Below are 14151 nucleotides of genomic sequence, written 5' to 3'. Positions count from 1 at the left end.
CTCTTTCTTAACGAGCTGTTAACGATAAATAAAAAAATTGTTAAATCTTCTTTGCACTTCTCATAATTATCCCTAAGTTTGAAACCATTATTCAGATAAATCAGCCAAACCTTGTAGCGAAAATGAAAAGTGAGAGTGGTCTACAGGTTTTTTTTATGTGGTGTAGCTAAAACGTTTTATCACAGCTATGATGTCAGAATAACAATTAATTTCAATGGAGTAGTTCCATTTTATTTTTAAGAACGGAAACCACGTGATTACCATCATAACTCCTGTGCAATGCAGGTATGTTTATGGTAACGGGACTTTCGTGTCTTTTTTGCTTATGTGTCTGATTCACTTGTTATAATTCACTAAACCAAAAGGAAGCTATGCGAAGATCACTTCTTCTCACCACGTTGCTTTTCTTATGCTGCTGTATCACTGCCTGGGCGCAGGATAAGAAAGCTGTTACGGGAACCGTTAAGGACACAAAAGGAACGCCTTTACCCGGTGTTACCGTAAAAGAGAAAAACGCCTCCAACGGAGCTACAACCGGCCCGGATGGAAATTTTAAAATCCAGGTAGCAGATGGCGCCAGCCTCGTTTTTTCCTACATCGGATTTATCAACCAGGAAGTAGCTGTTAACGGACAGTCTGCATTAAACATCGTATTAAAAGAAGACAACAAGAACCTGAACGAAGTAGTGGTTACCGCTATGGGTATTAAGAGAGAAGCCAAGGCACTGGGCTACGCTGTTAGTACCGTAAGTTCAAAAGAGCTTACCGAAAGCGGAAGCACCAACTTTGCTTCTGCTTTGTATGGTAAGGCCGCCGGTGTGAAAATCGTATCTGCCCCCGGAGGCGCTGCCAGCGGGGTTTCTGTTCAGGTAAGAGGTGTATCTTCCGTGAGTCTCAGCACACAGCCCCTGTATGTAGTGGACGGTGTGCCGCTGAGAAACTTCAATGATCCCACTACGAACACTTTCGGCACCAGCAATTCCAGGATTGAAGGAAATGGTGCCCTGGACATCAACCCGGAAGATATTGAAACGCTTACCATCCTGAAAGGTGCGAGCGCTTCTGCCTTGTATGGCTCTGAAGCCACTAACGGTGTAGTAGTGATCACCACCAAGAAAGGCGCGAAAGGCCGTGGTCTGAATGTGGATGTTAACTATGTTTACAACCAGGAAAAGCTGGCCGCTACGCCTGATTACCAGAATGAGTACGGCCCGGGCTATGATCCGGCTACCAACCTGTCAGTAGGCGCTACGCCCGATGGCTGGATCACCGACCCAGATGGCGCTATGCACCCTTACTACAGGGCCTATGACCAGTTTGGTCCAAAATTCGATGGCCGCGATGTAAAATACTGGGACGGTACTACCCGCAAATACGTGGCACAGAAAGACAATTACAAAGATTTCTTCCAAACCGGTTATAACTCTGCTGCCAACGTAGCTATCTCCAATGCAAGCGATAAAGGCAGCTTCCGGTTTTCTTACAATCGTGTAGATTATAAGAGCATTATGCCGGGAAGTAATCTCTATAAAAATAACTTCAACTTCAATGGTACATTAAAGCTGAGCGATAAGGTGAGCGTAGACCTGGTATCTACCTATAATAATACCTTTGTTCACAACCGTGCGAATGTGATGAGCAATATATTCGGGTCGTTCGACGGCTTCTTCAGCCGCTTCGACGACATGAATACATTCTTTAATAAATACCAGACCAGCAACGGTTACAAGTACGTAGCCGCAGACAATAACCAGTATGACCAGGATGAGAAAATGGCCTACCGTTTCAGGGCTACCAACCTGATGGATTACCTGTGGAATAACCTGCGCAACAGGTATGATGAAACACAGAACCGCTTCATCAACAACGCTACCCTGAATGTAAGCATCCTTAACAGCCTGCGTTTCAGAGGCCGTGTTGGTGGTGATTTCACTAACGTTACCACTACGGATCAGCAATACAACACCAAGCCGGGTGTTTATGGATTTACCGGTCAGTACGCACTCAACACCCGGAATAATAATTCCTTTTATGGAGATGCGATGTTAATCTACAACCCTAAAGTGGCAAAGGATTTTGACATGTCATTCACTGGCGGTGTTACCGGCCGTAAGCAGAAATACAAAAATCAATTCACACAAACAAAAGGTGGGTTGATGGACGAAAACTGGTTCAGCCTGGCCAATTCCGCTGATCCTTTATACGCAACCGGCGTTCGTGCAGAACAGATCGATGTAGCCGGTTTTGGTATGATCAACCTGGCCTATAAAGGATTCCTGTTCCTGGAAGGAACCGGCCGGTATGAGTCTACTTCTACTTTGCCGGTAAAAAATAATAAATACTTTTATCCATCCGTGAATGCAGGTTTCCTGCTGTCGGAAGTGGTAGAGCTGCCTTCTTTTGTGGATTATGCCAAGTTCAGGGCGTCTTACGGCCTGGTGGGTAACCATCCTAACATGTATCAGGCCAATGTTGCCTACAATCCTTACACAGTTACCCTGAGTAAGAATAACGTTCCTTATCAGCAAACCAACCCCGATCGCTTTGGTAATGAAGAGCTGAGATCAGAGAAGAAAAGGGAAACAGAAGTTGGTTTTGAAGCAAGGTTCCTGAAGAATAAAATTGGGGTGGATTTCAGTTACTATAATAACAAAGTAATGGATCAGATCCTCACCATGAGCACCCCGGCGTCCTCCGGCGCTACATCACAGCTGATGAATGCAGGAGACCTGAGCAACTATGGTTTTGAAGCAGCTATCAATGCCAACCCGGTAGCTACTAAAAATTTCAACTGGACCACCCGCTTTAACTTTGCTATCAATAAGAATAAGCTGACTGCCCTGAGAGACGGTATGACAACGCTTACCATGCAAAGTTATGACGGCGGTTACCTGCTGCTGCAATCCAACGTAGGCGACGCACTGGGCAATATTTATGTGCATCCGCGCGACAAAGACGCCAATGGCAACTACCTGGTAAATGCGGATGGTATTTATACCGCTAATACCGGTGCATGGGAATTAGCAGGTAACATTATGCCAAAGGTAGTGGGCGGTTTTTCCAACTCACTCCGCTATAAAAACTTTACGCTCGACTTTACAATGGATTACCGTTTAGGCGGCGACCTGGTATCTATTCCTTATTATTACCAGGTTGGTGCAGGTATGTTTAACAGTACGCTGCAGTACAGGGATGCCGCTCACGGTGGTATTGCCTACGATGCCATTGACTATGCCAGCGGTAACCTGGTGGTTAACCCCAATGGCGCACATCATGATGGCGTAATCCTGCCGGGAGTAACCGCCGACGGAAAAAAGAACGAAAAAGTAATTACTGCCGCGCAATACTACATGAGCCAGTACGATTGGCAAACCAATGGCCTGTACGAAAATGCAGTAATGAAAAACAGCTACATCAAACTTCGTGAAGTAACCCTTACTTATAATATGCCTAAAAGCATTGTTGAGAAATTACACTTCCAGGGGCTGCAGTTTTCACTGATAGGCAGAAACCTGTTCTATATCTGGAAAACACTGCCTAAAGGCTTAGATCCGGAAGTAGCAGTAGGTTCCCAATGGTTTAGCCAGGGGATTGACGGTGGTACCGTTGGACCTACAAGAAGTTTGGGAGCCAGCTTGCGTGCCCGTTTCTAGCAGTATACTGATTTGTAAACGAACTTAACAGATTAAAATGAAACGTTTCTTAATAAATACTTCACTGCTTATTTTACTGGTAGCTACTTTCAGCGCCTGTAAAAAACAAATTGCAGACGATTACCCGAACCCGGAGTTAACTACTACCGGCTCTATGAGCAAACTGCTCAGCGGTATGTACATGAACAAACGTATGCGCCCGTCTTACTGGGATTACGCTACCTTCATACTGCCTACCACTGCTGCATTTGCGCAAACAACCGCTCTTTCGCCCTCTATTAAAATGTATATTCCCACGCCTGCCTATACAGAGAACCGCTGGATAGATTTTTATGCAGGTAGTAAGAGCGATGATAATGACCTGAACTATGTGGGCCCTGGTATTATGGCCAATTACCGGGAAATGGAAACCACATTCAGTAAGTTAACACCGGCCCAGCAGGCGGATCAGTTGATTTTCCTGAATTGCGCCAAAGTAGTATTGTACGACCAGGCTGCACAAATGATAGATCTCTGGGGAGATATTCCTTTTAGCAAAGCGGGTTCTCTCAATACAGACCGCGTGGTAATACCTGCTGCTTTTGACGATGCAGCGGCTACATATGATACACTGATCGCCGGACTGGACAACCTGAACAGCTATTTTGAAACAGCTGCGATCTCCGTTGAAACACAGGCAGCCTTCCAGAAAGCTGATTTTATGCTGAATGGCGACCTTACCGCCTGGAGACGTTATACAAATTCCCTGCGTCTCCGGTTGTTAATGCATACTTCCTATGTGAAGGAAGCTAACGCCAAAACAGCGGTAACGGCTATGCTTGGCAATCCATCCAAATATCCTTTGGTGAGTGAGAACTCCCAGAATGTGCTGATTAAAATGAGTTCGCCTACTTTAAAAAGCGATTTGCAAAGTGCATTAACAGGTAGTCCGTTTGCACCTGCATTCCTGCTCGATACTGTGATGGCTATCAACAGCGATCCCCGCACGGATGTTTATTGGGATGCCGGCAAAACCCATGGAATGAAAGGGTTCCCTTCCAACGGTACCGCTACCGATTATGAGAATTTAGGTTATGCAACTTATGATACTGCAACCTTCTTTAATAATTACAATGTACCCGGTGTAATATTCACTGCATCTGAAGTAAGCTTCCTGAAAGCGGAAGCCGGCGAAAGATGGGGAATAGGCGCTCCGCAAACAGATTACGAAAATGGTATTGTGCAGTCGGTTGGGTTTTACTACAGCATTAACCAGTCGGCAGTATTCAGTGCAGGTGTGTGGCCTATACTGCCTACGCCGTCAGATGCTGTTATCAGCAACTTCATTGCGAAGCCGGCTATTACTTATACCGGCACTACCCAGCAGAAACTTGCGAAGATCTGGACACAGAAATGGGTGAACTTCTTCATCCTGCAGGCAGGTGAGGCATGGACAGAAGTAAGGCGTACCGGTTATCCTGCATTACCTTTTGCCACCGGCACCTCTTCGGGTTCCACCACACCGCCAACACGTTTACTATATCCCTCAACGGAACAGATATACAACGGGGATAATTACGCGAAAGTGGCTGCAAAAGACAAATCCAATATCAAAATTTTCTGGGACGTACGTTAAGTGCCAGTCATATCCTGTTTACAATAAAAAAAGTCCCGGTTTTTCCGGGACTTTTTTTATGAAGATATTTAGCCGATCATATTCTTAATCTCGCTCAGCTTCAGCAACGCTTCCACCGGTGTAAGCCGGTTGATATCTACTGTATCAAGCTTCTCCCGGATCTGCTGGAATACATCGCTGTGCGCATCAAAAATATTCAGTTGTAGTTTTTGTGAAGGAGTACTGATCTGTTTGATATTTTTCTGTAATGGCGCTTCAATGTGTTTTTCTTCGAGATTAGCCAGCACTTCATTGGCGCGGTTGATCAGTTCAGGCGGCATGCCTGCCATACGGGCCACGTGGATACCAAAGCTGTGGCGACTTCCCCCGCTGGCCAGTTTACGAAGGAAAATGATCTTATTGCCGGACTCCATATTGGTGATATGGAAATTCTTTACACGTGTGTGTTTGTTTTCCAGTTCATTCAGTTCATGATAGTGGGTGGCGAACAGTGTTTTGGGCCGGTGCGCCGTCATATCGTGCAGGTATTCCACGATGCTCCAGGCAATGGAGATGCCGTCGTAGGTGCTGGTGCCGCGGCCTATTTCATCAAGTATCACCAGGCTGCGCGCTGTGATGCTGTTGATGATACTGGCGGTTTCGTTCATTTCCACCATGAAGGTGGATTCGCCGCCGCTCAGGTTATCGGACGCGCCTACACGGGTGAATATTTTGTCGGTTAAGCCAATATCCGCACTGGTGGCGGGTACAAAGCTGCCCATGTGCGCCATCAGTGTAATGAGGGCGGTTTGCCGCAGCAGCGCCGATTTACCGGACATGTTAGGACCCGTAAGAATGATGATCTGCTGGGATTCCTTGTCGAGCTGCAGATCATTGGAAACATAGGTTTCACCGGCAGGCAGTCCTTTTTCGATCACCGGGTGCCGGCCTTCCTTTATTACCAGGTCAAATCCTTCCGTGATATTCGGGCGGCGGTATTTATTCTGCATGGCGTTTTGTGCAAAGCACAGGAGGCAGTCGATCCGTGCAAACACCTGCGCATCTTCCTGCACGGGCTTAATATACGCCTGGAGGCTTTGTACAAGATCGTCGAACAGTTTGCTTTCCAGCACCTGGATCTTATCTTCCGCGCCTACTATTTTTTCCTCGTACTCTTTCAGTTCGGGGGTGATATAACGTTCTGCGTTGGCCAGTGTTTGCTTGCGCATCCAGCGGTCGGGCACTTTATTCTTGTGGGTATTGGTTACTTCCAGGTAATAGCCGAATACGTTGTTGAAAGCTATTTTCAGGGAAGGGATGCCGGTGGCTTCGGATTCTTTCTGCTGGATCTGGAGCAGATAATCTTTTCCTTTATTGGCGATGTTGCGCAGGTCGTCCAGTTCTGCGTTTATGCCATCTTTGATACAGCCGCCCTTGTTCACCAGTACCGGCGGGTTTTCCATGATTTCATTAAGAATGCGGTCCAGTATGGGGGCGCAGTGATCCAGCTTTTCGTTTAGCCGCCGGAGGTAGTCGCTGCTGCTGTTGGTCAGGAGCTCCTGTACCGCCTGTACCTGCTGGAGGGAGCGGGCCAGCTGTAATACTTCGCGGGGATTTATTTTCTTCAGGGGTATTTTGGATACGAGTCTTTCCAGGTCGCCGGTTTGTTTCAGGTGATGGACCAGTGATTTGGAAAGATCTGTTTCCCTGATAAAATATTCCACGGTATCCAGCCGTTCGTTGATAGCTTTGATATCGCGGAGAGGGAATACCATCCAGCGTTTGAGCAGGCGTGCGCCCATAGGCGTAACGGTGTTGTCCAGTACTTTCAGGAGGGTATGCCCGTTTTCCACGCTGCTGTTGAGCAGTTCCAGGTTACGCACTGTGAAGCGGTCCATCCAGAGGAAATCGTCCTGGCTGATGCGCTGCATGCGGGTGATATGCTGGAGGTTGGGATGCTCGGTATCTTTCAGGTAGTGCAGGGTGGCGCCGGCGGCGATGATCGCGGCAGGTAATCCGTCTACACCATATCCTTTCAGGGAGTGGGTCTGGAAATGTTTCAGCAGTATTTCTTCCGCATAGGTAGTGGTGAATATCCATTCATCCATGGTATACGTATAGAAACGGGTGCCAAAAGTGGCTTTGAAGTTTTTTTGCTGTTGTTTGGCAAACAGTACTTCTGCCGGGCGAAAGCTCTGGAGGAGTTTATCCACATATTCGGTGCTGCCTTCTGCAATAAAAAATTCGCCGGTGGAAATGTCGAGGAAAGACACGCCGGTGGTGTCTGTGCTGAAGTGAACAGCCGCCAGGAAGTTGTTGCTGGAATTTTCCAGCAGTTTATCGTTGATGGCTACACCCGGTGTCACCATTTCGGTAACGCCGCGTTTTACAATACCTTTTACTGTTTTGGGATCTTCCAGCTGGTCGCATACGGCCACCCGGTGACCGGCTTTTACCAGTTTATGGAGATAAGTATCCAGTGAGTGGTGGGGAAATCCTGCCAGGTCAACATAAGAGGCAGAGCCATTGGCCCTTTTGGTTAAAACAATGCCCAGTACGCGGGCGGCTATAACTGCATCCTCATTAAACGTTTCATAAAAATCGCCAACACGGAACAACAGTACGGCATCAGGGTATCTCTCCTTGATGGCCTTATGTTGCTGCATGAGCGGTGTTTCTTCCGTTTTACTTTTTGCCATGGCGCAAATATATAAAACTCATCTCATCCTATTATCTTTGCAGGTGATGAGAAAATTAAGCATGGATGAACTGGGCCGTAAAACGGTGGAAGAGTTCAAGGCTGCCGATAAAACGCCTGTTGTACTGGTACTGGATAATATACGCAGCATGCACAATGTAGGGTCGGTGTTCCGTACAGCGGATGCGTTCCTTGTACAGGGCATCATCCTTTGCGGCTATACGCCGGTGCCGCCGCACCGCGATATCAATAAAACGGCGCTGGGCGCCACCGAAACCGTGGAATGGCAGTATTTTGATACTACCGTAAGCGCGGTACAGGAGTTGAAAGCGGCCGGTTATAAGGTGATGGCTATTGAACAGGCGGAGAACAGTTTTATGCTGAACAATTTTGTTCCGCCCGCGGGGCAGCCGCTGGCGCTGGTTTTCGGCAATGAGGTAACGGGGGTGGATACGGAAGTGATGAAGCTGACGGATGGCTGTATTGAAATACCCCAGCTGGGCATGAAGCATTCCTTAAATATTTCTGTGAGCACCGGTATTGTGGTTTGGGATATCTTTGTAAAATTGAAGCAGGCTTAAAGGATTAATTATATGATTTCTACGGTCAACAAGTATTTATCGCTGGTAAAGTTCAGTCACACCATCTTTGCCATGCCTTTTGCCCTCACCGGTTTTTTCATGGCCACTGCCAAAGGAGGCGGCAGCTTTAACTGGCTTACCTTCCTGCTGGTAGTATTATGTATGGTGTTTGCCCGCAGTGCGGCCATGGCATTTAACCGGTGGCTGGATGTGGATATCGACAAGCTTAATCCGCGTACGGCGAAAAGGGAAATACCGGCCGGTATCATATCTCCCAAAAATGCCCTGTTTTTTATTATCGCCAATGTGGTATTGTTTATTATTACCACCTGGTTTATCAACCCGGTATGCTTTTACCTGTCGCCCGTGGCTTTGCTGGTGGTGCTGGGCTATAGTTATACCAAGCGGTTTACCGCTTTGTGCCACCTGGTGCTGGGTATTGGGCTGGCCCTTGCGCCCATAGGCGCTTACCTGGCTGTTACCGGTAGTTTTGCGTTGTTGCCGGTGCTGGTATCTTTCCTGGTGTTATGCTGGGTATCCGGTTTTGATATTATTTATTCCCTGCAGGATGAAGATTTTGATAAATCCCAACAATTAAATTCTATCCCCGCCTGGCTGGGGCTTTCGGGCGCCCTGCGGTTTTCCGAATTATTGCATGTAATAGCTGCCGCGCTGGTGGTAACCATCGGTTTAACCGGGCATTTTCACTGGGTATACTGGATCGGGGCCGCTGTATTTGTGGTGATGCTGGTTTCCCAGCACCTGCTGGTAAAACCGGACGACCTGAGCAGGATCAATATCATGTTTATGACCACCAATGGGATTGCAAGCGTGGTATTTGCCGTTTTTGCGATCACTGATATGCTGGTTTTTCAGTAAAAGATAAATAAAGTTAAATATATGGCCCGTCTGATGGCAATAGATTATGGAAAAAAGAGAACGGGACTGGCAGTAACAGATCCTTTACAGATGATTGCCACCGGGCTTACCACCGTTGCCACGCACGATCTGATCCCTTTCCTGAAAAAGTACCTGGTTGCCGAACCCGTGGAAACCATTATTATAGGAGAGCCCAAAAACCTGGATGGCAACGCTACAGACGCCACAGCCCTGGTAACCGAATGTATCCGTATCATTAAAAAGAATTTCCCTGATATACCTGTGATTACCGTTGATGAACGTTTTACTTCAAAAATGGCCTTCCAGGCGATGATCGACAGCGGTCTGAAAAAGAAAGACCGCCGTAACAAGGCCCTTGTTGATGAGATCAGCGCCACTATTATATTGCAGGAATATCTTCGTAATAAGATATAATAATATATAAAAAATCACCAAAATCAGCGTAATCCCGGGTCATACAAACTCCGCTTAAAAGCGAAATTGTCTATCTTTGCGGATTAAACCAAGTATTTGAACATGATTTTGCCAATTGTAGCTTACGGGCACCCGGTATTGAGAAAGGTAGCAGAAGACATTACTCCTGAATATCCTAACCTGAAGGAATTGATTGCCAATATGTGGGAAACCATGTATGGTTCTAACGGCGTGGGCATTGCCGCCCCGCAGGTAAATAAGGCGATCCGGCTGTTTGTGGTAGACAGTGAGCAGATCATTCATAACCTGGAAGAAGATGAAAAAAATGATTATCCCGGGGATGAAGGGGTAAAGGGCGTGTTTATCAACGCGCATATCGTGGAAACCGGCGGAAAAGACTGGGCTTACAACGAAGGATGTTTGAGCATCCCGAAGGTACGGGAAGACGTAAACCGTGCAGAAACAGTAACCCTGAGCTATGTGGACGAAAACTTCACCCCGCATGAAAGAACTTTCACCGGCGTAACTGCCCGGGTGATCCTTCATGAATATGATCACATAGATGGTGTTTTATTCATCGATCATCTGAAGCCATTAAAACGCAGGATGTTGAAAAGTAAGTTGGAAGATATCACAAAAGGCAAAATACGGGTGGATTACAAGATGACTTTTCCTAAATAGGAAATAATTTTGTAATGTAAAGAAAACCTGTTATTTTGGTATCGTAAAGTATAACATCCATATCCTCAAAACTTGGGAGCTACCTTAACATACACTGAAGTGGAATTGATTCAGGGCCTTATGGCCAGGGATGAAAAGATATTCACTTACCTGTATGATCACTACTCACCCGCATTGTACGGCGTAGCCCTGAAAGTAGTAGGTGAAGAAGCTGCAGCCGGAGATATACTACAGGAAGTATTTGTAAAGATCTGGCGGAATATTGACCGCTATGATGCCTCAAAAGGCCGGTTGTTTACATGGATGCTGAATATTACCCGCAACACGGCTATTGACAGTCTTCGCTCAAAAAATCACAAACTGGAACAGCGCGTACAGGATGTAAACAGTGTGGCATTGATGTATGAACCGCAACTGGCGGTACATCTATCAGTAGACCATCTTGGATTAACGAAAGTGATTGAGCGGTTGCAGAAAGATCAACGTATTATTATTGATATGGCTTACTTCAAGGGGCATACCCAGGAAGAGATAGCCAGGACACTTGAAATACCATTGGGCACCGTGAAAACCCGTATGCGCAATGCTATTATACAATTGAGAATACTGTTAAAACAATTGTAATTATAAGAGATAGTGGATGTACAACGATACATATCGTCCGGAATCCTTGAAAGCTACGTATTCGGTATGTTACCGGAAGCAGAACAGGGTGAGGTAGAAACAGCCGTATCACAATACCCCGATGTCAAAGCAGCAGTGGATTCCCTGCAGCACGACAAAGAGCGGTTTGTGCAGCTTTACGGCGTAGCGCCTCCCAATGGTATCAGGGAACGGCTGATGGAAGTGATCCATCAGGAAAATACGCAGGAAGGAAATGACCTGCTGCCGGACGAACTGCGTGCACCCGTTCCTGCCTCCCTGAACGGCAAAAAAAAAGAGAAGCCGCAGCCACGGGCCGGGGAAACGCCGGTGAAACAACTCCCGGCTGCAAAGCCATCTAAAGACCGGTTATGGAAGTATCTTACCGCCGCTATTGTGGTATTGCTGCTGGGCAGCATTTTTATGAACTTCTTTTTCTTCCGGAAATCTACCGATTATAAAAGCCGTTACGAATCGCTCATAGCTACCAAAGAGAAGCTGGAAGCCGATAAAGAGCAGCAGTCACTGACCCGTTTAAAAGAAACGCCGGCGGCGGGTGAAGCCGACCCGCTGGAGAATCCCGGTTTTAAATGGACGAAGATCCCCGGTGGCGGAAAGTATGCCGGCAACCTGGTAACCGTAGGATGGAATGAAAAAACGCAGGCCCTATACCTGCAGGCGCAACTGATGCCGTTACCCCCGGCTGGCCGGCAGTTCCAGCTATGGGCCATTGTAAATAAGAAACTGGTAGATGCTGGTGTTTTTCTCACCGGCAGTGAAATATCCCAACAATTACAACAAATGAAAGCCGTGGCAGCAGCGCAGGGCTTTGCCATTACGCTTGAAAAGAAAGGCGGCAGCACTGAACCGAGTATGGACCAGGTATGCATGTCGGCAAAGCTGGTAAGGTAAGGCCCGTTTTGCTTATCATGATAAAAGAGTATATTGCCTCAACAGGCCCCTTTAACCATTTTCCAGGACACACAACTTTTATAAAAAATATCTGTGAAAGCTGAATACATGATGCGCATGTTGTGTTCTGTCATGTTGTGTAATCTGTTTAAATATCAAATTACATCCAATCCCTTTTGGAATACCAGGCTACATATACAGAAGCTGAGCTGGTGCAGGGCCTGAAAGCCCGCGATCAGAAAATATTCAGTTACCTGTATGACCAATATTCACCGGTATTGTATGGTGTGATTGTGAAGGTACTGAACAACAACAGTGCTGCCGGGGATGTATTGCAGGAAGTATTCCTGAAGATCTGGTGGCACCTGGACCAATACGATGAAACGAAAGGCCGGCTTTTTACCTGGATGCTGAATATCGCAAGGAATACCGCCATTGATATTCTCCGGTCAAAATCCCATAAGCTGGAACAAAAAATCCGGAATTTACCGGATGACGTACATGTAACCGACAGCCTCATCGCTGTGCAGCCATCGAACGACTACCTGGGTTTTTCCCGGATCCTGGAAAAGCTCACCAAAGAACAGCGTACCCTGATAGATTTAGCGTATTATAAAGGTTGTACCCAGGAAGAAATTGCCCGGGTAATGGAGATTCCTTTGGGTACCGTGAAAACAAGAATGCGCAACGCCATTAATCAACTGAGAAACATTTTAAACAAGTAAATATTTTTTGCAATAGTGGACCCACAACATTTCATATCGTCCGGAATTATTGAGCTGTATATAGCAGGTATGGCCAGCGAAGAAGAAATTCGCGGGCTGGAAGCCGCTATGGTACAATTCCCGGAAGTAGCGGCAGAGGTAGAAGGCTGCCGCCGCAATATGGAGGAATACATCAGGTTGCAGGGCAGGATTCCTGAAGGGGATATCAAAACACGTTTATTCACACAAATTAATAACGAATCCAATTTGCAGGAGAATGAACCTGTACCCGGTGAATACCTGCAACAAACAAATGTAGTGTCCATGCAAGAAACTAAAAGCCTATCCTGGAAATGGCTTGCCGCCGCTGCCGCAGTGCTGCTGGCAGGAAGCCTTATTTTGAATTATGTGTTCTTTAACCGGTATAAGGAATTTAAGGAGTATAAAGATAAATACCAGTCTTTACTCGTATCCCAGAACTCCATTTTGTCAAAGAGCAATCTTTACAAAACCCGCTTAGAACAAATGCAGGAATCCATGGAAATCATCCAGGACCCTAAAGTCCTGAAAGTGCCGATGCCAGGTACCAAAGCGTTCCCTGATGCATTAGCCACCGTATTCTGGAACCCGCAAAGCCAGCAGGTGTATCTGAAAGTTAACAAACTGCCGGAACCAACTGCCGACAAACAATATCAGCTCTGGGCTATCGTAGATGGCAAACCGGTTGATATGGGCGTGTTCGAAATGGGCGATACAGCCAGCCTCCTCCAGAAAATGAAAGTAACCGGCAAAGCACAAATGTTTGCTGTTACACTGGAGAAAAAAGGTGGTGCGTTGCAGCCTACTATGGAACAAATGTATGTGGCCGGAAAAATCCCCGGCTGATAAAAAGAGATAAATTTTCTTATCTCCTTTTAAAGAAAAACAGGAAGCTGTTGTAAGTGCTACTTACAGCGGCTTCCTGTTTTTAGCATTTGTGTAACACCCGCTTTGCGCTTTTTTACTAAATTGCAGCTATGTCACAATTTTGGAAATGTATAGCAGGAGTCGCTGCCCTCAGCCTGTTACAGTGTTTGCAACTCAGCGCCCAGGACACAGCCCGCTATAAAGGAATGACGGTTAACCTGGATGAAGTGATTGTAGCTGCAAAGCGTATAGGCTTCGACGTTAACAGCTTTATTAAAAGAGTGGAAGATGACACCACTTTTTACCGCGCATTTAAAAACCTGCATATTGTAGGATTTGATGCGGTGAATGATATACAGGTACTGGGCAAAAATGCACAGGTGCAGGCTTCCCTGTATAATCAAACCCACCAGGAAATAAAGGGGAAATGTCGTACCATGGAGGTATCCAATGAAAAGGTGACCGG

General features: G+C 46.5%; 11 protein-coding genes and 1 pseudogene. 11 read left to right on the top strand and 1 reads right to left on the bottom strand.

Going from position 1 to position 14151, the window contains the following annotated elements; genetic code table 11:
- Positions 1-371 precede the first annotated feature (371 nt).
- A complete protein-coding gene (locus VN105_RS15480) occupies positions 372-3653 on the top strand; it encodes a SusC/RagA family TonB-linked outer membrane protein (RefSeq protein ID WP_325642431.1) in 3282 nt (1093 codons plus the stop codon).
- A gap of 37 nt (positions 3654-3690) precedes the next feature.
- Positions 3691-5268, top strand: a complete 1578-nt coding sequence (locus VN105_RS15475) for a SusD/RagB family nutrient-binding outer membrane lipoprotein (protein WP_325642430.1) — start codon at positions 3691-3693, stop codon at positions 5266-5268.
- A 68-nt stretch (positions 5269-5336) separates the two neighbouring features.
- Here the strand turns inward: VN105_RS15475 and mutS are convergent, their stop codons facing one another.
- Positions 5337-7946, bottom strand: a complete 2610-nt coding sequence (mutS, locus tag VN105_RS15470; RefSeq protein ID WP_325642429.1) for a DNA mismatch repair protein MutS — start codon at positions 7944-7946, stop codon at positions 5337-5339.
- A gap of 46 nt (positions 7947-7992) precedes the next feature.
- Here mutS and VN105_RS15465 point away from each other — a divergent pair, with 46 nt between their 5' ends.
- The 9 genes and pseudogenes from VN105_RS15465 to VN105_RS15425 all read left to right on the top strand — a co-directional run.
- On the top strand, positions 7993-8526 hold the full coding sequence (locus VN105_RS15465; protein ID WP_325642428.1) for an RNA methyltransferase: 534 nt from the start codon (positions 7993-7995) through the stop codon (positions 8524-8526).
- A 12-nt stretch (positions 8527-8538) separates the two neighbouring features.
- Positions 8539-9405, top strand: a complete 867-nt coding sequence (locus VN105_RS15460) for a UbiA-like polyprenyltransferase (RefSeq protein ID WP_325642427.1) — start codon at positions 8539-8541, stop codon at positions 9403-9405.
- A 21-nt stretch (positions 9406-9426) separates the two neighbouring features.
- The gene (ruvX, locus tag VN105_RS15455; RefSeq protein WP_325642426.1) at positions 9427-9840 is read left to right on the top strand and encodes a Holliday junction resolvase RuvX; all 414 of its coding nucleotides are present in this window, start codon (positions 9427-9429) and stop codon (positions 9838-9840) included.
- 102 nt (positions 9841-9942) lie between these two features.
- Positions 9943-10521, top strand: coding sequence for a peptide deformylase (gene def, locus VN105_RS15450; protein WP_079470503.1), 579 nt, complete (start codon positions 9943-9945; stop codon positions 10519-10521).
- A 99-nt stretch (positions 10522-10620) separates the two neighbouring features.
- Positions 10621-11145, top strand: a complete 525-nt coding sequence (locus VN105_RS15445) for an RNA polymerase sigma factor (RefSeq protein WP_325642425.1) — start codon at positions 10621-10623, stop codon at positions 11143-11145.
- Positions 11146-11211: 66 nt separating this feature from the next.
- Entirely contained in the window at positions 11212-12075 is an 864-nt protein-coding gene (locus tag VN105_RS15440; protein WP_325642424.1) for an anti-sigma factor, read from the top strand.
- Positions 12076-12251: 176 nt separating this feature from the next.
- Entirely contained in the window at positions 12252-12800 is a 549-nt protein-coding gene (locus VN105_RS15435) for an RNA polymerase sigma factor (protein ID WP_325642423.1), read from the top strand.
- Between the two features lie 15 nt (positions 12801-12815).
- Positions 12816-13664: an anti-sigma factor gene (locus tag VN105_RS15430; RefSeq protein WP_325642422.1), complete on the top strand. Its 849-nt coding sequence runs from the start codon at positions 12816-12818 to the stop codon at positions 13662-13664.
- 131 nt (positions 13665-13795) lie between these two features.
- Positions 13796-14151, top strand: a pseudogene (locus VN105_RS15425) (hypothetical protein); the annotation flags it as partial.

Source organism: Chitinophaga sp. (genome assembly GCF_035564935.1).
In the GTDB taxonomy this organism is placed as follows: domain Bacteria; phylum Bacteroidota; class Bacteroidia; order Chitinophagales; family Chitinophagaceae; genus Chitinophaga.
Note: the sequence above shows the minus strand (reverse complement) of the source record. Positions and strands in the feature narration are given on the sequence as shown.

Bases quoted from the DNA above. Each gene is read 5' to 3' on its own strand.
- mutS (WP_325642429.1), bottom strand. From the start codon at position 7,946: ATGGCAAAAAGTAAAACGGAAGAAACACCGCTCATGCAGCAACATAAG.
- def (WP_079470503.1), top strand. From the start codon at position 9,943: ATGATTTTGCCAATTGTAGCTTACGGGCACCCGGTATTGAGAAAGGTA.
- VN105_RS15480 (WP_325642431.1), top strand. From the start codon at position 372: ATGCGAAGATCACTTCTTCTCACCACGTTGCTTTTCTTATGCTGCTGT.
- VN105_RS15440 (WP_325642424.1), top strand. From the start codon at position 11,212: ATGTTACCGGAAGCAGAACAGGGTGAGGTAGAAACAGCCGTATCACAA.
- VN105_RS15465 (WP_325642428.1), top strand. From the start codon at position 7,993: ATGAGAAAATTAAGCATGGATGAACTGGGCCGTAAAACGGTGGAAGAG.
- ruvX (WP_325642426.1), top strand. From the start codon at position 9,427: ATGGCCCGTCTGATGGCAATAGATTATGGAAAAAAGAGAACGGGACTG.
- VN105_RS15460 (WP_325642427.1), top strand. From the start codon at position 8,539: ATGATTTCTACGGTCAACAAGTATTTATCGCTGGTAAAGTTCAGTCAC.
- VN105_RS15475 (WP_325642430.1), top strand. From the start codon at position 3,691: ATGAAACGTTTCTTAATAAATACTTCACTGCTTATTTTACTGGTAGCT.